18 protein-coding genes and 1 pseudogene are annotated in these 22,051 nt (G+C 55.3%); 10 read left to right on the plus strand and 9 right to left on the minus strand.

The features are described 5' to 3' along the window. Positions 1-1,455 carry a tRNA (N6-isopentenyl adenosine(37)-C2)-methylthiotransferase MiaB gene (gene miaB, locus CE168_RS04335; protein ID WP_180753701.1) on the minus strand — a complete coding sequence of 485 codons (1,455 nt, stop codon included), beginning with the start codon at positions 1,453-1,455 and terminating at the stop codon, positions 1-3. A 132-nt stretch (positions 1,456-1,587) separates the two neighbouring features. Between miaB and CE168_RS04340 the strand changes: the two genes are divergently transcribed. Beyond that, entirely contained in the window at positions 1,588-2,316 is a 729-nt protein-coding gene (locus CE168_RS04340) for a GTP pyrophosphokinase (protein ID WP_099571274.1), read from the plus strand. Here the strand turns inward: CE168_RS04340 and CE168_RS04345 are convergent. Together CE168_RS04345 and CE168_RS04350 are read right to left on the minus strand one after the other, a co-directional pair. Then, positions 2,303-3,298 carry a DMT family transporter gene (locus tag CE168_RS04345; RefSeq protein ID WP_099571275.1) on the minus strand — a complete coding sequence of 332 codons (996 nt, stop codon included), beginning with the start codon at positions 3,296-3,298 and terminating at the stop codon, positions 2,303-2,305. The two genes, CE168_RS04340 and CE168_RS04345, sit on opposite strands and share 14 nt — an antisense overlap. A 118-nt stretch (positions 3,299-3,416) precedes the next feature. Continuing rightward, positions 3,417-4,250 carry a Bax inhibitor-1/YccA family protein gene (locus tag CE168_RS04350; RefSeq protein WP_099571276.1) on the minus strand — a complete coding sequence of 278 codons (834 nt, stop codon included), beginning with the start codon at positions 4,248-4,250 and terminating at the stop codon, positions 3,417-3,419. A gap of 276 nt (positions 4,251-4,526) precedes the next feature. On the opposite strand from CE168_RS04350, the gene CE168_RS04355 reads away from it, so the two are divergent. Beyond that, positions 4,527-5,042: a hypothetical protein gene (locus tag CE168_RS04355; protein ID WP_180753702.1), complete on the plus strand. Its 516-nt coding sequence runs from the start codon at positions 4,527-4,529 to the stop codon at positions 5,040-5,042. 6 nt (positions 5,043-5,048) lie between these two features. Here CE168_RS04355 and CE168_RS09320 read toward each other — a convergent pair whose 3' ends face one another. Next, complete coding sequence (locus tag CE168_RS09320) at positions 5,049-5,675, minus strand: hypothetical protein (protein ID WP_236824319.1); 627 nt, start codon at positions 5,673-5,675, stop codon at positions 5,049-5,051. Between the two features lie 9 nt (positions 5,676-5,684). Then, a complete protein-coding gene (locus tag CE168_RS09325; protein WP_427277851.1) occupies positions 5,685-6,338 on the minus strand; it encodes an AAA family ATPase in 654 nt (217 codons plus the stop codon). A 322-nt stretch (positions 6,339-6,660) separates the two neighbouring features. On the opposite strand from CE168_RS09325, the gene CE168_RS04365 reads away from it, so the two are divergent. From CE168_RS04365 to CE168_RS04380, 3 genes and pseudogenes are all read left to right on the plus strand, one after another. Further along, positions 6,661-7,080: a nuclear transport factor 2 family protein gene (locus CE168_RS04365; RefSeq protein WP_099571277.1), complete on the plus strand. Its 420-nt coding sequence runs from the start codon at positions 6,661-6,663 to the stop codon at positions 7,078-7,080. Positions 7,081-7,526: 446 nt separating this feature from the next. Beyond that, positions 7,527-7,763: pseudogene (locus tag CE168_RS09330) on the plus strand (response regulator transcription factor); the annotation flags it as partial. Positions 7,764-7,815: 52 nt separating this feature from the next. Beyond that, positions 7,816-9,927 (plus strand): GmrSD restriction endonuclease domain-containing protein, encoded by a 2,112-nt coding sequence (locus tag CE168_RS04380; protein WP_099571278.1) that lies wholly within the window; start codon positions 7,816-7,818, stop codon positions 9,925-9,927. 43 nt (positions 9,928-9,970) lie between these two features. On the opposite strand, the gene CE168_RS04385 is transcribed toward CE168_RS04380, so the two are convergent. Continuing rightward, positions 9,971-10,630, minus strand: a complete 660-nt coding sequence (locus CE168_RS04385; protein WP_099571498.1) for a response regulator transcription factor — start codon at positions 10,628-10,630, stop codon at positions 9,971-9,973. Then, complete coding sequence (locus CE168_RS04390; RefSeq protein WP_099571499.1) at positions 10,630-11,979, minus strand: sensor histidine kinase; 1,350 nt, start codon at positions 11,977-11,979, stop codon at positions 10,630-10,632. The genes CE168_RS04385 and CE168_RS04390 overlap by 1 nt, the downstream gene beginning before the upstream one ends. Positions 11,980-12,211: 232 nt before the next feature. Here CE168_RS04390 and CE168_RS04395 point away from each other — a divergent pair, with 232 nt between their 5' ends. From CE168_RS04395 to CE168_RS04405, 3 genes are read left to right on the plus strand one after another with little or no spacing between them, the layout of a single operon-like run. Continuing rightward, a complete protein-coding gene (locus CE168_RS04395; RefSeq protein WP_099571279.1) occupies positions 12,212-13,210 on the plus strand; it encodes an ABC transporter ATP-binding protein in 999 nt (332 codons plus the stop codon). A gap of 30 nt (positions 13,211-13,240) precedes the next feature. After that, complete coding sequence (locus CE168_RS04400) at positions 13,241-14,485, plus strand: ABC transporter permease (protein ID WP_099571280.1); 1,245 nt, start codon at positions 13,241-13,243, stop codon at positions 14,483-14,485. Next, positions 14,472-15,761, plus strand: a complete 1,290-nt coding sequence (locus CE168_RS04405) for an ABC transporter permease (RefSeq protein ID WP_099571281.1) — start codon at positions 14,472-14,474, stop codon at positions 15,759-15,761. The genes CE168_RS04400 and CE168_RS04405 overlap by 14 nt, the downstream gene beginning before the upstream one ends. A gap of 70 nt (positions 15,762-15,831) precedes the next feature. Here CE168_RS04405 and CE168_RS04410 read toward each other — a convergent pair whose 3' ends face one another. Further along, entirely contained in the window at positions 15,832-16,887 is a 1,056-nt protein-coding gene (locus CE168_RS04410; protein ID WP_236824321.1) for an AraC family transcriptional regulator, read from the minus strand. Positions 16,888-17,076: 189 nt separating this feature from the next. Here CE168_RS04410 and CE168_RS04415 point away from each other — a divergent pair, with 189 nt between their 5' ends. Together CE168_RS04415 and CE168_RS04420 are read left to right on the plus strand one after the other, a co-directional pair. Continuing rightward, positions 17,077-17,724 carry a sugar O-acetyltransferase gene (locus CE168_RS04415; protein WP_099571282.1) on the plus strand — a complete coding sequence of 216 codons (648 nt, stop codon included), beginning with the start codon at positions 17,077-17,079 and terminating at the stop codon, positions 17,722-17,724. 117 nt (positions 17,725-17,841) lie between these two features. Continuing rightward, a complete protein-coding gene (locus CE168_RS04420) occupies positions 17,842-19,221 on the plus strand; it encodes an MATE family efflux transporter (RefSeq protein ID WP_099571283.1) in 1,380 nt (459 codons plus the stop codon). Between the two features lie 88 nt (positions 19,222-19,309). Here the strand turns inward: CE168_RS04420 and acnA are convergent, their stop codons facing one another. Then, a complete protein-coding gene (acnA, locus tag CE168_RS04425; protein WP_099571284.1) occupies positions 19,310-22,012 on the minus strand; it encodes an aconitate hydratase AcnA in 2,703 nt (900 codons plus the stop codon). Positions 22,013-22,051: the final 39 nt, after the last annotated feature.

Below are 22,051 nucleotides of genomic sequence, written 5' to 3' on the forward strand. Positions count from 1 at the left end.
TCAGTGTCGAACGGCATAGGTCTGCCCCGCCTTCAAATCGGGATCGGCGATGAGATTGTGGCGCCCCGCATGGGTGATGGTGGCGGTCACGAAATCGCCTACCTGCGGCATTGGCTCGCCTTCGGGCACACCGACATGCACGAGCACGCCGGTTTTCTCGCGCCCGGTGACGCGATGGGTTGCGGCATCCTTCTTGCCGGATGCGCCGGTGACCATCACTTCGACGTCACGGCCTTCGAAGGTTTTGAGATTTTCTTCGGTGATTCGTTCCTGCAATGCCACGAGTCGTTCGAACCGGTCTTGGGCCACGTCGTGCGGCACCTGCTCCATTTCGGCGGCCGGAGTGCCTGGGCGCGGCGAATAGATGAAGGTGAATGCGGACGCGAATCTCGCCTCTTCCACCACGCGCAAGGTTTCCTGGAAGTCCTCTTCGGTTTCACCCGGGAAACCGACGATGATGTCGGTGGAAATCTGCGCATCCGGCATTGCCTCACGAATTTTTCGCAGAATGTCAAGGAACTTCGCGGAACGATACGACCGGCGCATGGCGCGCAGGATTCGGTCGGATCCGGACTGCAGCGGGAAGTGCAGCTGGTGCATGACATTGGGCGTTTCGGCCATGGCTGCGATTACGTCGTCGGTAAAGGCGGCGGGATGCGGCGAAGTGAATCGCACGCGCTCCAATCCTTCGATCTCACCGCATGCGCGTAATAGCTTGGAGAAGGCGAAACGGTCTCCGATGCCGTAACCGAACGAGTTCACGTTCTGGCCGAGCAGCGTGACTTCCTTGGCTCCTTCATCCACGCACTGGCGAATTTCGGCAAGAATGTCTCCCGGGCGACGATCATGTTCCTTGCCTCGGGTGGTAGGCACAATGCAGAATGTGCAGGTGTTGTTGCATCCGACGGAGATGGCCACCCAGCTTGACACCTTCGACGCACGGTCGGTGGGAAGCTGGCTTGGGAAGTAGTTGAGCTCCTCTTTGACCTTGACCTGGGCATGGCCTTCGATACGTGCCTGATCGAGCAGCTGCGGCAGTGAGCCGATGTTCTTCGTACCGAACACGGCATCGACCCACGGCGCCTTTTTGGCGATTTTCTCACGGTCGAGCTGTGCCATGCAGCCGCCGACGGCGATCTGCAGGTTCGGGCGCTGGCGCTTCATTTCGGCCCACAGGCCGATGGTACCGTACATGCGCTCCGCCGCGTTTTCTCGCACCGCGCACGTGTTCATGACGATGAGATCCACGTCATGGTCGAGGTATTGCCCCTCGGTGGCGGGCACGTAGCCGTCCGCTTCAAGCACGCCTGAGATACGTTCGGAATCGTGCACGTTCATCTGGCATCCGAGGGTGTGCACATAGAACACGCCTTTGCCTCTCGTGGCGGTGTCTTCTGCGGTAGGTTCCGCGAGTTTCGAGGCGCGCTCCGCCTCGGTCATCATGTCTTCGTTCATAGTGTTCCATGCTATCGGCAGGGATTCCCAGCACGCGCCGTACTGTGCTTGGCATGTTGAAGGATTGAAGGAATAACGTTTTTTCAGCGCTTTTCCAGTTTTCCACGCCCCTTTTGGGTACACTATGGAACCGTGATACTTGATAGACAGAGCCGCATCAATACCAGTGAACTGCAAGCGCGATTGAAATCGATAAATTTCGACGATGGTTCGTTGCCATCCAATCAGATCACCGAGTTCATCGATCAGATGCAGGTGTACGAGGGTGCGATGTATGAGATTAGCACCAAGTTGGAGATTCTTGATTCCGAATTCCAGGTACGTTTCTCCCACAATCCCATCCATCACATGGAACGCAGGCTGAAGTCCATCAATTCCATTCTCGGCAAGCTGGAACGTAAGGAGCTGCCGCTGACGGTGGAGTCGATCAAAGACAATCTGTTTGATGTGGCCGGCATTCGCGTGATCTGCAATTATCGCGATGACGTGTATTCAGTATCGAATTATCTGTCTGCCCAGAACGATATTCAGGTGTTGCGCGTGAAGGATTACATCAAGAATCCGAAGCAGAATGGTTACCGTTCGCTGCATGTGATTTACGCGGTGCCTGTTTTTCTGTCTTCCGGACCGCATTACACGCCTGTGGAGGTGCAGTTCCGCACTATCGCCATGGATTATTGGGCGAGTTTGGAGCACGCTCTGCGCTATAAGACGGATCTGCCCGACACGAAGCTGTCGGAGCATTCGCAAACGCTGCTTGATTGTGCGAGGAGTCTGCAGAATATCGAAACGCAGATGCAGAACATCCACCGCGACATTAATGGCGCGCCTCAGGCTGGCGAGGCCCCTAAGGCCGATTGACGTCCGCCTGCCTGCATTTGACCGCGTGCAGAAGCTGGTCGATGGGCAGCTGGGCAAGTATGGTGCCCGCGAAGATGAGCGCACAGCCGATATGGGCTCGGGTGGTCATGATCTCGCCAAGCAGGAGTGCGCCGCCGACCGCGGAGAAGAACGATTCGAGCGACATGATCACGGACGCTCTGGTCGGGGTCACAAGTTGTTGCCCTACGACCTGAAGCGTATAGGCTACGCCAGCGGAGCAGACGCCCGCGTAGACGATGGCGATCCAACTTTGCGCGGCACCGGCCCAGTCGATGGATCCTTCGATGATAGAGCCGATCCAACTGAGGATCGCGGTGGTGGTGATCTGCCCGAATGAAAGCAGGATGGGGTCCATGTCTCGCCCGAAGGTGTCTATGACGAGGATGTGCCCCGCGAAGAGGACCGCGGTGAACAGCAGCACCATGTCCGCCAGGGTGATGGATCCGAATCCGTCGGTGACGCACAGTAGGTAAAAGCCGATAACGGAGATGGCGACGCTGATGACGACGCTGAGGTGCACTCGTCGACGCAGTATGACGAAGGCAAGCAGCGGAGTCATGACGATGTATAGCGCGGTGATGAAGCCAGATCGTCCCGCCGATCCGGAGTAAAGGATGCCGTATTGTTGGACGGTGCTTGCGGTGAAAAGCACGATTCCGCAGATGATGCTGACCACGATGGGATTGCCGGTCCATTTCGGCATGGCGACGATTGCGCCGTTGCCGAGGGTGATGGACGGTTTTCCCTGGGTTTCACGGCGTTTACGCTCTTGTTCCGCTATGGTGCTGCGGCGAACCCAAAGCAACGGTATCAGCGAGATGGATCCGAGGGTGAATCGGGTGGCTCCGAAGAACAGCGGTGTTGTGGAGTCCATGCCTTGCACTTGCGACACGAATGCGAATCCCCAAATGAGGGCCGCCAGTACGAGGCATGCCATGCCGCCAATCTCTTTTCTCTGCATGAGCACCCACCGTAAAGCATGTCTTTGACCAACGGATAAAGCCTGGCCACATTCTGGTCAGGCTTTATCCGTTACGTTGACCGAGGAGCAATTCCGAGGACGCTCCGTCATTTGGATTTCAGTCGCGATTGCCAAGGAGTTGGAGAATATACATGAACATGTTCACGAAATCCAAATACAGATTCAGCGCGCAAAGGATGGAAACCTTCTTGACCATTTCGGGGCCTTGGGCGGAATACTGTTCAAGCATCGCGCGGGTGGCTTGGGCGTCGTAGACGGTCATACCAGCGAAAAGCAGAAGGCCGATGGCAGAGACGATCATGAGGGTGATGTTGCCGGGGGCGAAGATCATGAGAATCACTTCGGCGATGATGAGCACGATGAGACCGACGAAAAGGATGGGGCCGGCCTTGAGCATGTTGATCTTGGTGGTGCGTCCGAACATGGTGAGCGCGAAGAAGAAGCCGGCGCACAATGCGAGGGAAATGCCGATGGTGCCAAGATCGTAGGCCATGAAGATGGTGCTGAGGGTGAAGCCCATGAGCGCCGCATACACGTAGAACATGACGTATGCGGTGGAGACCTTCATTGTATGGATGCGCGCGCCAAGGTAGATGGCAAGCACGATTTCAATGATGGCGGGGGCGAAGATGCCGATGATGCCCGTGGTTTGGATGAGTGCCAGGTATGCGCCGCTCATTTGGGTGATGATGGCGACCACGGCGGTGGCGATCAAACCGAGGGTCATGTGCGTGTATGCGCTGTTGACGGAACTGCGTTCGGCCTGCTCGTAGGAATAGGTGGCCTGCACGTTGACCGCGGCGGTACCGTTGGGCGCGTAGGCGTATTGCGGCTGCGCATTGTACTGGTTGTACTGTTGGTTGTACTGGTATTGATTGTTGAAGCCGTTATTCTGGGCGTTGTTACCCTGGGGCTGCTGACCGAATGCCATAATCGCTCCTTTTTGCTCGATTGCGCATCACGATACGGCATTTTCCTGACGATTTCATGAATATTGGCTTAATCTCGTATTTTCTTCAGAGCCCGCATAGGTTTCGCGTTCGACACGAGGAGTGTGCCGGACGCGAAAGACTGGGACATGCCATGTCAGGTGGCGAACTTGTGCGTCACTTTGGCGGTGTCGAGTTCCTGACCGTTTTGGAAAACTTTCGGACCTTCCCCCGTCGACGTACCGGTACGCACCAGAATCTGGTGCACCATACCGATGATGGCGTGCGCTAGTTTCGTCTGTCTGGCGCAGGCATCTTTCGCGTCCCAACAGTATGCGCAGGATAGCGCACCTTATTTATGGATGATCCTATGCGCGCTCGTTGCGATTTCTTCGGGCTTGATCCTTCTGTCCCGCAATAGCCACCCGCAGGCAGTGTTCTGGACCGCATGCCTACTGGTGGTGCTCCCCTTCGATTCGCTGATCGTGCTTATGGCATTGACTCCGCTGCTCGCCAGGCGTCAGGATGTCAAGATGACGCTTCGTTCCGTATTGACCGCAGCGGCGGCGACCATCTGGTCCCAGGTGCGCGATGCGTTGCAGTCTGCCGAATTGACCCGCGATTCGCTGTTGCGGTTGATTGGTGACGTTCGCGCCGCGGGCATGCGGATCGACACGTGGATCGATATTCAGCAGTTGGGCCAGTTAGATGATTCCATCAGCATGATCGCGTATCGTGTGGCGCAGGAGGGGCTCACCATGAAGCGTTTTGTCAAGTGCTTTTTGAGTTATTGACGCAAATTATCGTGAAAGTGCGAAAGTGCAAAGTGCAAAGGGTCTGCGTTTTGCACTTTCAGCTTGCGGGTTCGGGGGGGCTACTCCTTCTTGATGAAGTTGTACCATTGAACCGCCCACGCGCCTTGCGCCTAAAACCGCGCTCATGTTGCGCTTGGCGTTCTGCACCGTTCTCTCGGATATTCCGGCTTCGGCTGCGGCTTTTACAATGTCCTCGCTGGCAAGCTCTTTCCCGTCTGCAAGCAGGTCAAGTATCAGCCTTTCAGCCTGTTCGGTTTTGGTGGCGCTGTTGCCGCCCGCGCCGGACAGCAGCTCGTCGGCGGTGATGTCATATTCGCCTACCCACGAAAAGACCGTTTCGGGGTCAAGACAGAACGCCATCGGCTTGCCCTCCGGCGCAAGAGAAGATTTGTCATGCACGATTACCCGGATATTCGGCTCACGCTTCACGCACCCGATCAGCAAGACGCTCCTTGCTGCGGCGCGAAAGTCGATAGAACCTAATCCCCGGTATGCGCTCTGCCCTCCGGCTGATTTGTTTAAGTGTCCAATAAGCACAACGGCGCACCCGGCACACTCCGCAACATCGGCAAGGCGGCGGAACATGGGGCGCACTTCGTTTGCCCGGTTCATGTCGGTTTTTTAGCCCATGTACGCTTGTATGGGGTCAAGGATAATCAGACGCGCCCCGTTCTGTATGATTGCTTTCTCTATGCGCTCGTCGGACAGGGTAAGCTCCCGTTTTGCTTCATCAATCACAAGCACCCGGTCAAGGTCTGCGGCAGCTTCTATCAAGCGGGGCTTGACGGTATCGCCCAAACCGTCCTCGGCGGTCTGATAAATCACTTGAAACGGCTGCATGGGCTTCATGCCCGGAAGCGTCCCGCCAGTGGTGCAGGCAGCGGCAAGGCGCAGCGCAAATGTGGTCTTTCCCTCGCCGGGGTTGCCCTGTACTATGGTTATTTTCCCAAAGGGGATATACGGTTTCCATAGCCATTCGACGGTCTGTGTGTCAATCTCGCTCATGCGGATAATCTCAACGATTTCCTCCTGCGGTGGCTCTTTCAAGCCGTAGACTGCTTCCCGCAAAAACTTTCCGTCTGTGATTTCCGCCCGGTGCTGCAACACCTCGTTCCAATCCTTGAAAAGAGGGATAAGCCGGTGGACGGCGCAGCCCTCCGGCATGAGCTTCACGAGGCGGCTACAAGCGTCGTTTCCGGCTTCGTCGCTGTCAAGGCAGAGATAAACGGTCTTGATGTCCGGCGGTTGGGCTGCGCCTTTTTCTCCTGTCAGCAGTTCAACGGCTTCGGTGAAGCTCTTGCCGAAAACTCCATGACAAAATCAACGGGGCCGCCGCCTTTGCTTTGGCTGTGGCGATACCATTTGTTTCCCCGGACGGTCAGGCTGTCGTGCCGCGTCCAGCGGTATTCCTGTCCGGCGCGGGTAAGCTGCTCGCCCTGTGATTGCAGGAACAAAACAAGGTCAGCTTAGTTCGCCCGGTCTATCTGTTCTTGGGTGTAATACATAAGTTTTGATACCTCGCTTTCTATGGTTGAATTGTTCATAGTTTTGATGTAGAACGAAACCGAAAAATCGGAAGTTAGTGAGGTGCCGGATTGTGAATGAAAGAGAAAGAATTATTCACTTATGGTTTGAAATGTGGCTTACAAAACAGGATTTAGGTATTGATAATATTTTTGCAGAAGATGTAATTTATACTGAAAGTTGGAGTCCAAAATATAATAACCGTCAAATCGTAAAGCACTGGTTTCAGGAATGGAATACTCGTGGCAAAGTCGTTGCTTGGGAAATCAAACAATTTTTCCACAAAGGAAATCAGACGATTGTGGAGTGGTATTTCAAAAATGAAATGAACAATGGGAGCATAGAGGAATTTGATGGAATTTCCCTGGTTGAATGGACAAAGGATAATAAAATAAAATCATTGAAAGAGTTTGGTTGCAATTTGAATAATTATAATCCTTATGAGCATAGTGACTTGCCCGAATTTAGGGACGAAAGAGCAAGTTGGTTTTAATATTAGGAATCAATAGCGTCCATTTTATCGGAAAACATTTAGGACGGACAGGCAAAGCAATGCGCGTAGACATGCGCTTGGAACGCCGGTGACGTTGCAGGTCAATGCGAATCCTTCACAAGGAGTGCATGTGCATGTCAGCAATCCGACGATATCGCAATCTCATCCCGATACGGCAAATCCAAGGAAGGGGGCTGGACTTCCCAGTTTGGCGGAACGTGTTCGGAGAGCTGGTGGAGCATGCCAATATGGTTTTGACCAACATAACGTCTTCCACCTTGATGTGCGACTACCATGGGTTGGGTGAGCACCGAGCGTAACCATGACGAGCAGCCGATCACCGTCGGCGTGATTGATGATGATCCGATGATCTGCCAGATGATGCGTTTGATTTTGGAGGATTATTCCTCCGGACGCATCAGCGCTGTGTTCACCTGCACCAGCAACAGACTCAGTCCCGACGTGACGAAGCACGCGCCATGCTCGACGCTTTGCCGGAGCGCGAACGTGAAGCGGTCATCCTCGCGGCCGAAGGATTCGCAAATGCAGAAATCAGTGAAAGAATGTTCATTTCCGAACGCACGGTCAAAGCGCATCTTTCATCAGCCGCAGACAAACTCTACATGGGCCGCGTGCAAATGGCCCGCCTAGTGGAACGCGCCAACCTGCCGCCACGACTATGACATCACACACTCGTACACTTGAACACAGAGCAACGCAACGAGGGGGAACGCCATGTCAATCAACGCAACGGAAAAACCATTAGGCAAGATTTTCACTTCGGATTACCGATTCGTCATCCCATCATTCCAACGCGCGTACACCTGGCAAACGGAAAACATCGCGCAACTGGTCACCGATCTGCAGGACGCATGCCACGATCCGGACACACCGTATTTCCTCGGATCGCTAATACTCGTCCATGATGGACAAACCAAATACCAGGTCATCGACGGACAACAACGCCTCATCTCACTTTCCATCATCATTTCCGTACTACGCGAACTGGAAGACGACCCCGAACTCATCGAAAGCCTCAACGACCTCATCGTCGAACCGGGAGACAAACTACGCGGCATCAAAGCCGAGCCACGCCTCAAACTACGCGAACGCGACACCAATTTCTTCCGCATGTACGTGCAGGAAGGCGATCTGGAAGGACTGTTCGACCTGCGCGACAACGACATCGAATCGCACGCGCAACGCAACATCGCCATCAACACCAGACAAGTATTCGACGAACTCGCGAAAATGCCAACCCAAGACCGCCGCGCATTCGCCTCATACCTCGTCAACGAAGTCACCCTCGTCATCGTAACCACCGACGACCTCGCCGGCGCACACCGCATCTTCGACGTCATGAACATGCGCGGAGTGCCCCTCACCGCATCCGACGTATTCAAAGCAAGAACCATCGCGGAAATCTCCCCAGCCGCACGCAACGCCTACGCCTCCCGATGGGACGACATCATGGACCCGCTCGGCGATGACGCACAAACACTCGAAGCGTTCTTCAGCGATATCCACCTCATCATCTCGCATAAAGCCGTCTGCACGCAACTGCTTGAGGAATTCCGCAAAGACGTGCTCAAACCGTACGTCAAGAAACAGAACGTCATCTCCTTCATCGACGATCTGCTAGCCCCCTACGCCAACGCCTGGCGCATCATCGACCATCCGACCGATGCCAACCTGCCAGATGACATCATTGGCCAACTCGTATCCCTCAACGACTACCAAACCACCGACTGGAAACCAGTAGCCATGTGGGCACTCGTCAACTCCATACGCAACCTCGGCAACCCCGACACACGCATATTCTCCGCTCCAGTCACACACGCGCCAACAGCCACACGCACCTCGAAAAAAGACCTCGAAGAACCACAGCTGCACGACCTCGAACGACTCCACGACGTACTCGCGGCCCTGGAACGCGCAACCGGTGTGGATAGTCTCAACAGACAAACCCCACTCAGCCGCCGCACACGCTCAGCCAGCACCATTCGCGACCTCGACAAAAACCACACCATCCAACAAATACGAGGACTGCTCATCACCGACGAAGACCGCCGCAGCGCGCTCGCCCACCTGCGTGGCGAGTTGCAGACCAGTCCCACCATGAAGAAACTGCTGCTGGTACGCGCCAACGAGCAGCGAGCCGGACATCGTATCATCCGTCCACGTAGCCTCAACGCGTTGCCGATCATGCCGGAGCAGGTGGCTTCCGATTCATCGTTCGCCGCATGGCCTGAGGCGACGCGCGACCATTGGACCAACCGCATCGGCAATCTTGCGCTCAGCCAGGCCAACGACAAGCAGATCGCAGAATTGGCCTCCTATGAGGACCGTCGTGACCGCATGCTGCTGTCATCGAGTTCAAAACGGTTCCCACTCACCGCGGAGCTGGCCGATATCGCGGACTGCACGCCTCAAACCTTGCAGTATCGACAGGATGAGACCGTTCGTCTGATCGCCGACTATTGGAATATCCGCTATGATGCCGAACGCAATGATCTGTCCACGCTCAGCGAGGAATCGTTGAGCGTTAAGAACACGTCCACCTCGCCGACGTCCAAACGTGTGTCCATCGCGCAGGTGCTCGCCGCTGGTCTGCTCATTCCCGGCGAGACGCTGGTGTGGGATCGGCCTCGCAAGGGCGAACGTTGGGTGGCAACCGTCACCGCGGAAGGCAAGCTGCGCATGGATAACGGCAACGAATATTCCACGCCAACCGCGGCCGCACGCGCCGTCGGCGGCAGTTCGGCGGGATTAACCGTATGGAAGCGCACGTCGAACGGCCAGAAGCTCAGCGACGTGTGGAAGGCCTATCGCCTACGCAAGCACTGAAACCGCTGTTCGTTTTGATGAGTTTGCCGTTTATCGACGTTTCCTATTGGCATGCGAGCCATTCGACCGCAAGTTTCGTACGATTCGTAATGTTCGTTTTCGCGAGAATATCACTGATACGATTGCGAACCGTGCCTTCGCTTAAAAACAGTTTCGCAGCGATCTCACGATTATCGTACCCCTCGGCGACCAGTTGCATCACGTCCCGCTCACGCTCAGTGAGATTCGCGAAACGACCGGAAAAACGATTTTCCCCGTTATCGCCAGCTTGCGAAACGTGACGCTGCGTCTGACTCGCTTTATTGACATGCAGTTTCCGCAACACCTGCGCCCCCATGACGACCTGCCCTGCCATCACCGACTGCACTGCGGGAATTACCGATGAGACATCCTGTTTGATCAAATAGCCTTTGGTGCCGATTTCCAACGCCTCAGCGATGTACGATTCGTCCGCGAATGTGGTAAGTATCAGGATTTTCGCATTCGGATGGGCGTCGATGATCTTGCGTGACGCGGCAAGACCGTCCATAACCGGCATTTGCACGTCAATCAGCAGCACGTCCGGATTATCTTCTTCATACTGCCCTACCGCGGTTTCGCCATCATAGGCCGTCCATGCAATATCGGCCGTGCCTGTCGCTTTGAGAATCGTGGACAGCGACGAGCATACGATTGGATCATCATCGACGATTGCGACTCGCATCATACGTTCTCCTTCGTTGTTGCGGACGCTGCCGCATCATCGTCCGTTTTGGGAATGGACATGAACACCCGCCACCCCTCATGATACGGGCCGCACACCGCGGTACCGCCGAGCGCCCGCGCACGCTCCTCGATATCCGCCAATCCAATGCCTGAAGCATCACGCATCGTCGCCGTACGCGCGGCATCATGGAACTGGCGAAAACGAGCGGAAGCCTCCCCCATCATACCGTTGATGTTTCCTTGGGAGCCATCGCTCCACAGGGCGCCATCATCCTGTATGCGCAGCTGCCATAACGCAGGAAAATCACGCAAGGTGATATCGACATTGCGCGCCATGCTATGGCGAATCGTATTGTTCAACGCCTCGCGAATTGTCGTGGCGAAACAGCGTGACACCGCAGCCGGAGCCGCATCGATGCCGTTGCTCAAGGTGACGTTCACTGTACTGGAATCGTCCAAACCATGCGCGGACGCCTCAATCTGCGCCACGAAATCCGTGCCTTCGTCTTTCAGATCATGCACCGCGCCCCGCACCAACGTCATCGCCTCGCCCACCGTGTCGTGAATCTGCGCGAACCCTTGAGCCGCCTGCTCCTGGCCAGAAACCTGAGCCACCACTTGAGCCGCTTCGGACTGCATGATGGCCCGGGTAAGCATATGGCCGACATTGTCATGAATCTCGCGCGCTATGCGTGTACGCTCCGCGAGCGTGGCCACACGAACCGATGCGGCGCGATCTTCCTCGCTTTCCGCCAATTGCGAGCGCAGTCGGCGGATCTGGTCACGTTTGGAATCCTGAAGCCGCTTGTTCTGCCGGGTGAGCGTGACATTGCGCGCGCACAACAGGCCAACCATGAATCCCAACACTATATGCAATGCCAGCAGTACGGCGATGAGTGCAGCTCCCATATCATCCGCATGCGCGCCTGCATTACGGCAACGGACCAAGGTCGCCACTACGGGAATGATCCACGCCCATCGTGCGATGACCGTCGTGATTTGCATCGCATCGTATTGTGGCATGCTCAGCAATTGCGAACGCACGCCGGCATGGTTCCGTCCCGCACGGGGTTGTTCGACGTTCTGCGATATGGCGGGCAGCATGGCCGCGTTGTATGCGGCGACCGGCATCATCGCGCCCCATGATGGCGTGAAGCATGCGCCGCAATCCAACATCAACAGTATGGCGATGGTCCATGCCGACGAGCGCGCGTATTCCCCTACCGAGGCACAGCATATGCCCAGCAACGCGCCGCATACCAGTTCAGCCGATACGTCTCCGACGATATACAGGTTTGCGATCAGCCCGAACGTGAGGAATATGGCTTGAAGCAATAATCGCCGCATGCCTTCCTCCATCGTCGACGCTTCTTGTGGTTATGTCTTACCAGCGTAGTGTACGTTGCCGCCGTTGCGGGCCATCCTTGCCACGAAGGTGACATTTGTCATCTTCCATATGGCTGTGTTGCGCCAGGTTTATGACCTCAGACACCATGTCGTCGCCGTTTGGTCGGAGACAATGGAATCATATCGTAAACGGCGGTTATCGCTGTTGGAACATGCGAGGTAAGGAGAGCCGATGAGCGAGCGTACGGAAAGGCAAACAGGTGAGAGCTCCAGCAGCGCGGTCAAGGTGTCGAAGCTGGTCAAACGGTATGGGGATATGCTGGCGCTTGACTATTTCGACCTTGACGTGCGTGAAGGTGAGATTTTCGGTTTGCTTGGACCGAACGGTTCCGGCAAGACCACAGCGATTAACTGCATTCTCGCATTGTTGACGTTCGATGAGGGCACGGTACGTGTGTTTGACGAACCGATTGGCCCGACTAGTTATGCGCTGAAACGCCGCATCGGCATTGTGCCGCAGAATGTGGCTGTGTTCAATGAGTTGACGGTTGAGGAGAATATCGATTATTTCTGCTCGCTGTATGTGCCTGACAGGGCACGCCGTCATGCGCTGGTTGAGGATGCGCTGGATTTTGTGGGCTTGCGCGATTACCGCAAGTTCCGTCCTTCGAAACTGTCGGGAGGTTTGCTTCGTCGATTGAACATCGCATGCGGTGTGGCGCATAAGCCGGATCTGATTTTCTTCGACGAGCCGACCGTTGCCGTCGACCCGCAGAGCCGCAATGCGATTCTGGAAGGCATTCAGCGGCTTAACCGCGAAGGCGCGACGGTGATTTACACGAGCCACTACATGGAGGAGGTCGAACAGATCTGCGACCGCATTCTCATCATGGATCATGGCAGGCATCTGGCATTGGGCACCGCCGACGAGTTGAAGAAGATGATCGACACCGGAGAACGTATCAGTGTGGAAACCGATGACTTGGGCGGTGCTCACGATGAGTCCGGCACAAGGAAGACGTTGGAAGAGTTGAGAGCGCTGCCATGTGTGGTCGGCGCCGATTATGACGGTCACGAATTGACGGTGCGTTGCCGCAGAGGCGACCACAATCTTCTTGACGTGCTGACGCTGCTGAAAACCAACGGAACGAATATCGGGCATCTTTCCTCTCGGCAGCCGACGCTGAACGACGTGTTCCTCGAGCTGACCGGCACCGCGTTGCGCGACTAGTGGAAACCATGATCTGAAAGGTTTGGCATTATGCTGCAGACACTGCTGGTCAATCTGAAACTTCATTTCAGGGAAAAGTCGTCACTGTTCTGGCTGTTCGCTTTTCCCATCATTCTGGCGACCATGTTCAACGGCATGTTCGGTAATATCGCAGAAAGTTACGAATTGCACACGATCGATGTCGTCGTGGTCGACAATGACGATTGGCGCGCCTCCTCTGGCGCGCAAACGTTGGTTGACGGCATTTCGTCCGGCTCCGACGGCGATCATGAAAAGGCCAATAGTGGTGATGGTGCCATGCCAAAGCTCATCACGGCCACGAAAACCAGCTCAGTGCAGGCCGCGAATCAGCTGCTTTCCGACGGGAAGGCGCAAGGCGCGCTATCCGTCGACGGCGAAGGGAAACTGCAGTTGGCCATTTCACAGGCCACGCAATCGTCCGTCACGGATGCGATGGCATCAAGCAGCGGCTTGGACATTTCCCTGACGGTATTGGGCAATATCGTGGACTTGTACAATCGCAACACCGACGTGGTGGTCAATGCCGTGCAGCATAATCCGTCGGCTTTGCTGGATGACGCATTCACCGGCAGTATCGGATCGTCAAGCGGGTTCACGAAAGAAATCCAGTTGACGAATTTCAAACCGAGCAGCACCGCACGCTACTATTACGCGCTGCTTGGCATGGTTGCGATGATGGCCATGAATCTCGCCGTGAACGCGGTGTCGATGGCGCAGGCGAATCTTTCGGCGCTTGGCATCCGACGTTCCGTCGCTCCCCTGCCGAAATTGCAGCAGTTACTTGCCGGTTTTCTTTCCAGCTGGATCTGCTCGTTCCTAAGTCTGACCGTGGACATGCTGTACATCCGTTTCGGTTGTCAGATCTCCCTTGGCGGCCGTGAATGGGCAGGTTTGTGCGCATGTTTGATGGCATCGTTCGCCACGAGCGCGTTTGGCACATTAATCGGCGCATTGCCGGGTATTCCCGCAGGCGCCAAGCAGGGATTGTGCACGGCTCTGGCTTGCATCCTTTCACTGTTTTCCGGTTTGTATGGTTCGTTCGCCATGGCTCTGAGCGATCAGATAGCGCAGCACGCGCCCATATTGAGCACATTGAATCCGGCACAGCAGGTAACGAACCTGTTCTACGACATTCTGTATTACGACAGTTTCCTGCCGTTCCTCACCACGGTGGGCGTGCTGGCTGCAATGAGCCTGGTCTGCCTTGCCGTGGCGACCGTTCTGCTGAGGAGGCAGCGTTATGAACACCTGTAAAGCTGCGATGCGCATTCTCAAGGCACGCAAATTATATGTGATCATCTACTTGGTGCTGATCGGCACGATGATGCTCTCCATCAGCTGGCAGATCATGCGAGGCTCCTCAGCTACCGGATCGTCGACGTATGAGCCGAAAGCAGCCCGTATCGCAGTGATCGACCGTGATAACAACGCTGAGCATGTGGCGGAATCATTGCGTTCCTATCTCGCCTTGGATGGTGAGATGGTCGGCATTGACGACGATTCCGTATCATTGCAGCAGGCTGTCGCATCGAATTATGTTGATTTGATTGCGATTGTGCCAAACGGTTTCGCCGAGCACTATTTGCAGTACGCTGACGGCGGCACGGATGTGCAGCCAACCATTGACACCGTGGTCAGCTATGCTTCCGGCGCTGGATCCCTGGCCCAGCTGGAAGTCAACGAATTCCTTTCTTTGACGCGTACCTCCTATCTTGGCCTGCCGCAATCGCAACGCGAACTCGGCACAGCCATGACAACGGTATTGGATATTGCCAACGACGATACGAAACAATCGCATATCGCTGTGGTGTCTTCGCCTTCCGAAGATGAAAGCATAGCCAAACCGGGTGCGTCGGCATTCGCGGGCACGATCAAAACCGGCCTGTATCCGTTGCTGCTGGTCATGCCGATATGCACGTTCCTGGTGGTCAGCACGTTCAACGACAGTGAGATCAGGCGCAGACTCTACTCGTCGTCCGCACACACGGTATCGTTGGAAGCGCCGCAAATGTTGACATGCGGAGCGTTCGGTCTGCTGGTATGCGTGGCCTACACTGCGGTAGCGTTCCTGCTGATGGTGTTGGCTGGAGTCTCCTTTGACGGGCTCACCGTCATGAATGGCGGACTGTCGTTCGTGTCGCTGCTGACTTACACGTTCATGGCGATCGCATGCGGCTTTCTACTGGGATCGGCAGGCTTCAACGAAATGGCGACGAATGGCTTCGTCAACGTGTTCGCCCTGCTGGTCATGTTCACCTCCGGCATGTCATTTCCTGTGGACATGATGCCGGATCCCATGATCACCATCGGTAAGCTGTTGCCCGGATGGTGGTTCTGCACATCAATCGATCAGGTGTTCGGCATTGGCACCGCAGCATCCACCGGCGTGAATATCGGCCTATGGGCATCATCCATTGGCTTGGTAGCACTGTTCGGAGTGACTTTTATCTGTCTTGGCCTCACTTTCGGACGCATCCGACGCACAAGGCCAACACTCGCCTCCCCCGCTACCACACAACTCGCCAAATAACATAGGCGATCACATATGTCTTCAGCATTGCACTGATCACGTACCCCGTCGGCCTACCGCAAAAACGCGTTTATCTGCGCATGCTTCTGCGGTAGGCCGATGGCGTAACATGCATATATCGTTGAAACACTCGCGCAAAAAACGACGAACGTGAGAATCCCACCCGCACCGCAATCTCCGCAACCGGCAATTGCGTGGTCGCCAGCAATTCAGCGCCAGCGCGAACGCGCACATCATTCACAAACTCAATTGGCGACTGCCCAACCATGTCGTGAAACAACACCGCGCATTGCGTGCGTCCCACACACCCCGCAGCAGCAATCTGCGCCAACGTAACCCGTTGATGATAATGCTGTTGCACATAATCAATCATGCTGCGCAGCGCGGCAATTTTCGCCTCATCAACGCCACCAACACGAGAACCATCCCCTTCTCGTTCCTCCGCAAACGCCGTCAATGCTCGTACCATGGCATAGAAACAACTCAGTACAGTCAACGATTCACTATCGGACCACAGCTTTCTATACAGCATGTCAACCGGTTCGGATGAAACGAATTCAGAAGAAACCGGACCAGACAACGCCGGATGTTCGTTGCATGTCGAACAGCCGAATTTCGCGCGATGGATTCGTCTGATGCCGTCAACCAACGCATTACCATATTCGCTGTCGGTATCGAACACGATATATGGCATTAATGAATCCGCCAGAATCGGCGCTATGAATCGTTCGTATACCGCATTGGGCGCGCCCATTCGCGTGGGATTGAGCAATGTGCATGAGAATTCACATTCCGCATTGTCTTTGGTGAAACCGTAATGCAGTTGTCGCGAGTTAACGAATATGCCTTGCCCCTCATCGAGGCGGATTGTTTCGCCATTCACGAAATACCACATATGGCCGCGCATAATGTAAGTGAATTCGAAATCGATATGCCAATGGCATTCCGCACGCATGTTCGGATATTGGCTCAATAACGAATGCTCGGTGAATGAGAAGAACATCGGAGCGTCGTATTGCACCATTTCCGCACCATTGGGCAAACGTCCCCATCCAGTGATCGGCATGCATACACAAGAAACGTTCAAACCGCCTGTTGCCGCGCTTTCTGCTTGCGTCACGGTCATGTCGCATGCTATATCATTCACCACTGTATTCCACCATTTCGGTAAATAATGCAAATTCTGGGAACGATAATACAGGCAGATACTGTGTTGCCGGGCAATCATGCCATTGAATGATATGCGTAAGACCATTATTGACCAGAAGGGGCGTGCGGCATGCTATCGCACGACTCATAACATAGGAGCATTACCATGGCAGATACTGCAAAGCAGCCAGCGGCAGATGAGTGGGAGCGCATGCTCTCCGGTGAACTGTATGTGGCCGATAGTCCACAACAGCATGACGCGAATATGCGCAAACGTCGCTTGGTGCAGGCCATCAACACATCCAAGTACGACGCGTTCAAGGAACGTGACGAGCTGTTTCACGAATTGTTCGGTGCCTTTGGAGAAGGCGGATTCGTAGAGCCACCGTTCAATTGCGATTATGGATGCAACACGTTCATCGGCAAGAATTTCTATGCCAATATGGATTGCATTTTCCTTGATGTGGCACGCATCACCATCGGCGACCGCGTTTTTTTCGGACCTCGCGTGGGCCTGTACACGCCGTATCATCCGATTGATGCGGCCGTACGTTCCTCTGGGCCGGAAGGTGCACGCCCGATCACCATCGGCAATGATGTCTGGTTCGGCGGCAATGTGGTGGTCGGCCCCGGCATTACCATCGGTGACGATGTGGTGATCGGCGCGGGATCGGTAGTGGTCAAGGATATTCCTTCGCATTCGGTGGCAGTCGGCAATCCATGTCACGTGATCCGTGAGATCACCGATGCCGACCGCGAATATTGGGAAGGCAAGGCAGCGGAATATCGCGCTTGGAAGGGTTCGATTCAGTAAATCGTTAGTTCACGCACCGCAATTTCACTCGGGTGCGGGCATTGGCTATCATCGACCGCACCCCATCAATGTATTTCTCGTACATTTCCTACACGCACCAACCATCCTCACATCATCATGCAATCTTCCATCACTTGGCGCGAGTTTCTTCGACAGACGTTGACGCTCGCCCTGCCCATCGCGTTTCAACAACTAATGCTGGCGCTGTCATCGTGCGCCGACACACTTATGCTGACGAACGTTGGTCAAAACGAGCTATCGGCAGTGTCTCTTGCCACGCAGTTCCAGTTCATTTTCAGTTTGTGTCTTGCCGCGCTCACGCTTGGCATGAGTATTCTGGTGGCCCAGTATTGGGGTGCGGGCAACACGAATGCCGTCGAACGCATATTGGCGTTCATCATGCTGTATGCCGGCGGATTGTCGCTGGTGTTTTTCGCATTGACGCTACTCATTCCGGAAACGTTGATGTCGATTATGACGAACGACATAACGCTGATTGCCATCGGCTCACAGTATTTGCGGGTTTCGTCGGTTTCGTACCTGTTCATCGGTTTGTCGCAGATGTATTTGTGTCTGATGAAGAATGTGGGTGCGGCGGTCACCGGAATGACGATAAGCACGGTTGGCGTGATCGTGCATGTTGCGCTGAACGCGGTGCTGATCTATGGTTGGTTCGGTTTACCTGCATTGGGTATTTTCGGCGCTGCGATTTCCACGGTGATTTCCCGTGCCATTGAACTGGTGTGGTCTGTGCTTGTAGCCAGCCGCAATGGTCGCACACGTTTGCGGTTGTCGATGATGCTGCATCCGGATGTGGCGTTGCAGAAGGATTTTTGGAAGTATAGTCTGCCCGTGCTGGGCAATGAGCTGGTTTGGGGTTGCGGTTTCACCATGTACACCGTGATTATGGGTCATCTTGGTACGGATGCGGTGGCGGCCAATTCCATTGCGAATATCGTCAAGGATCTGTTGGTCTGTTTGAGTCTTGGCCTTGGCAATGCGGGCGGCATTCTTGTCGGTAATCTGCTTGGCCGCAATGCTTTCGATCAGGCGAAGGTTATGGGCGATAGGCTCTGTGTACTGGTGGCGGCAGTTGGCGTTGGAACCGGCCTGTTGATTATCGCGGTACGTCCTTTGGCGTTGCAGTGGGCGGGATTGACGCCGCAGGCCACGCATTATCTGTCGGTTATGCTGTTCATCTGCGCCTATTATGCTGCATGCGGGTGCATGACGAATCTGACTATCGCCGGCATTTTCCCTGCCGGAGGCGATTCCCGGTTCGGACTTGTCTGCGATGCGATCGTTATGTGGCTGATTGTCGTACCGGTCGGTCTGTTGGCGGCTTTCGTGTGGAAGCTGCCGGTATTGGCGGTCTATGCTTTGCTGAATACCGATGAATGCCTCAAGATGATTCCTGCTTTGCTGCATTATCGGAAGTATCGTTGGGTCAACAATGTGACGCGACAAACCGATTCCGCCGCAGTATCAAACGCATGAACAATCCGACATCAACAAAGCCCGTGTCATACTGCATTGCGCAGTGCGACACGGGCTTTGTCACTTGCCGATCTCAATCATTTGATATTTATTTCATGAGATTGCGCAGCACATACTGAAGGATGCCTCCGTTGCGGTAGTAGTCGGCCTCACCTGGGGTGTCGATGCGCACGACCGCGTCAAATTCGGTTGTGGAGCCGTCGCTATGGGTGGCGGTGACACGCACAGTCTTCGGGGTGATGCCATTGTTGAGCTCTTCAACACCGGCGATATCGTACGTTTCGGTGCCATCAAGGCCGAGGCTCTCATAGGACTCGCCTGCGGGGAACTGCAGCGGCAGCACACCCATGCCAATCAGGTTCGAACGATGGATACGTTCGAAGCTTTCGGTGATGACGGCTTTGACGCCGAGCATGACGGTTCCCTTGGCAGCCCAGTCGCGGGAGGAACCGGTGCCGTATTCTTTGCCTGCGAGCACCACCAGCGGAACATCATGTTCGATGTAGTCGCGGGATGCTTCGAAGATCGTGGTCGGCTTCTGGTCAAGGAAATCGTAGGTGAAACCGCCCGGAGTGACCTCTTCCCCCACGGACGCGAGCAACTGGTTGCGCAGTCGGATATTGCCGAACGTGCCACGTACCATGACCTCATGATTGCCTCGACGGGAACCATAGGAGTTGAAGTTCTTCGGTTCGACGCCACGGTTGGTCAGGTACTTGCCAGCAGGACTGGAAGCCTTGAATGCGCCAGCCGGAGAAATATGATCGGTGGTCACGGAATCACCAAGCAGAGCAAGCACACGCGCACCATGAATATCCTCAACCGGATCAGGAGTAGCCTTCATGCCATCGAAGAACGTCTGCTTACGCACATAAGTGGAATCCTCATTCCATGCGAACAGTTCGCCTTCCGGAACGTCAAGTCCTTTCCAACGACGGTCGCCCTCGAACACGGAAGCGTAATCCTTCAGGAACATCTCACGGCTGACGGTACCGTCCACCACGGCGGCGACCTCGCTATTGGTCGGCCAGATATCCTTCAGATACACGTCGTTGCCATCGGAATCCTTGCCAAGCGGCTGGATTTCAAAATCGAAATCCATGGTGCCTGCGAGCGCATAGGCGATGACGAGCGGCGGGGATGCCAGGTAGTTCATCTTGACATCCGGGCTGATGCGGCCTTCGAAGTTGCGGTTGCCCGACAACACGGAAGTGACGGTCAGATCGTTGGCGTTGATGGCCTCGGAGATTTCCGGCAGCAGCGGGCCGGAGTTGCCGATGCAGGTGGCGCAGCCGAAACCGACCAGCTGGTAGCCGAGCGCATCGAGATCGTCTTGCAAGCCAGCCGCCTTAAGATAGTCGGCCACAACCTGAGAGCCCGGTGCGAGCGAGGTCTTGACCCACGGCTTGGGATTCAAACCCTTGGCATGCGCGTTGCGTGCAATCAGACCGGCTGCAATCATCACGGACGGATTGGACGTATTCGTGCACGAGGTGATGGAAGCAATCGCCACATCACCGTTGGTGATGTCGAAGTCGCCGCGGAAGTCGGTGGAAACGGCAACCGGCTCCTGCACGGTCTTGTCCGTTTCGTACGCGGGCAATGTTTCGGCGAATTTCGCTTTGGATTCAGACAGTTTGATGCGATCCTGCGGGCGCTTCGGTCCCGCGATCGACGGCACGACAGTACCGAGGTCGAGTTCCAGATATTCGGAATACTGCGGTTCGACGTAGTTCGGATCAGTGGTGTCGCCCCACAGCTTGTTCGCCTTGGCATACGCTTCGACCAACGCGATCTGTTCTTCGGAACGACCGGTCAAACGCAGATAGTCAAGCGTGACGCCGTCGATTGGGAAAATGCCGCAAGTCGAACCAAATTCCGGACCCATATTGCCGATGGTGGCACGGTTGGCCAGCGGAACGGAGGCGATGCCCTCGCCATAGAACTCCACGAATTTGCCGACTACACCATGCCGACGAAGCATGTCGGTGATGGTCAATACCACATCAGTGGCGGTGACGCCTTCAGGAATGGAACCGGTCAGCTTGAAACCAACGACACGCGGCACCAGCATGGAAATCGGCTGGCCAAGCATGGCCGCTTCGGCCTCAATGCCGCCAACGCCCCAGCCAAGTACGCCCAAACCATTGACGGTGGTGGTGTGCGAGTCGGTACCCACGCAGGAATCAAGATAGGCAAGAGTCTTGCCGCTGTTTTCTTCAACCTTGGTCATGATGACCTTGGCGAGATATTCGATATTGACCTGGTGGATGATGCCCGTTCCCGGCGGTACCACGCGGAAGTTCTTGAATGCCTGCTGACCCCAACGCAGGAACTGGTAACGTTCGCCGTTGCGCTGGTATTCGATGTCCATGTTCTGTTCGACCGCGTCGGCGATACCGTACTTGTCGATCTGTACGGAATGATCGATGACCATGTCGGACTGTACCTGCGGGTTGATGACTTCCGGGTCTCCCCCAAGATCCTTGACCGCGTCACGCATGGTGGCGAGATCCACGATGCAGGGCACGCCAGTGAAGTCCTGCATGACCACACGGGACGGGGTGAACTGGATCTCATGGCTCGGCTGTGCAGCCGGATTCCAATCCAACAGTGCCTTGACATGATCATCCGTGATGTTGGCGCCATCGATGTTACGTACCAGGTTCTCGGCGAGAACCTTCAACGAATACGGCAGATGATCGATGCCCGGCAGATCTGCGATGCGGTAATATTCATAATCCTTGCCGTCCACCTTCAAGGTGTCGAGCTGGTCGTCGCGCACAGACATGCTACCTCCGAGCTTCTTGGCTGTATAACACAGCTGATT

The sequence above is a fragment of the Bifidobacterium sp. N5G01 genome (genome assembly GCF_002742425.1).
In the GTDB taxonomy this organism is placed as follows: domain Bacteria; phylum Actinomycetota; class Actinomycetes; order Actinomycetales; family Bifidobacteriaceae; genus Bifidobacterium; species Bifidobacterium hominis.

Coding starts and splice junctions, on each gene's coding strand:
- miaB (WP_180753701.1), bottom strand. CDS start 1,455: ATGAACGAAGACATGATGACCGAGGCGGAGCGCGCCTCGAAACTCGCG.
- CE168_RS04345 (WP_099571275.1), bottom strand. CDS start 3,298: ATGCAGAGAAAAGAGATTGGCGGCATGGCATGCCTCGTACTGGCGGCC.
- CE168_RS04350 (WP_099571276.1), bottom strand. CDS start 4,250: ATGGCATTCGGTCAGCAGCCCCAGGGTAACAACGCCCAGAATAACGGC.
- CE168_RS04355 (WP_180753702.1), top strand. CDS start 4,527: ATGGCGTGCGCTAGTTTCGTCTGTCTGGCGCAGGCATCTTTCGCGTCC.
- CE168_RS09320 (WP_236824319.1), bottom strand. CDS start 5,675: ATGAACCGGGCAAACGAAGTGCGCCCCATGTTCCGCCGCCTTGCCGAT.
- CE168_RS04380 (WP_099571278.1), top strand. CDS start 7,816: ATGTCAATCAACGCAACGGAAAAACCATTAGGCAAGATTTTCACTTCG.
- CE168_RS04385 (WP_099571498.1), bottom strand. CDS start 10,630: ATGCGAGTCGCAATCGTCGATGATGATCCAATCGTATGCTCGTCGCTG.
- CE168_RS04390 (WP_099571499.1), bottom strand. CDS start 11,979: ATGCGGCGATTATTGCTTCAAGCCATATTCCTCACGTTCGGGCTGATC.
- CE168_RS04395 (WP_099571279.1), top strand. CDS start 12,212: ATGAGCGAGCGTACGGAAAGGCAAACAGGTGAGAGCTCCAGCAGCGCG.
- CE168_RS04400 (WP_099571280.1), top strand. CDS start 13,241: ATGCTGCAGACACTGCTGGTCAATCTGAAACTTCATTTCAGGGAAAAG.
- CE168_RS04405 (WP_099571281.1), top strand. CDS start 14,472: ATGAACACCTGTAAAGCTGCGATGCGCATTCTCAAGGCACGCAAATTA.
- CE168_RS04410 (WP_236824321.1), bottom strand. CDS start 16,887: ATGACCGTGACGCAAGCAGAAAGCGCGGCAACAGGCGGTTTGAACGTT.
- CE168_RS04415 (WP_099571282.1), top strand. CDS start 17,077: ATGGCAGATACTGCAAAGCAGCCAGCGGCAGATGAGTGGGAGCGCATG.
- CE168_RS04420 (WP_099571283.1), top strand. CDS start 17,842: ATGCAATCTTCCATCACTTGGCGCGAGTTTCTTCGACAGACGTTGACG.
- acnA (WP_099571284.1), bottom strand. CDS start 22,012: ATGTCTGTGCGCGACGACCAGCTCGACACCTTGAAGGTGGACGGCAAG.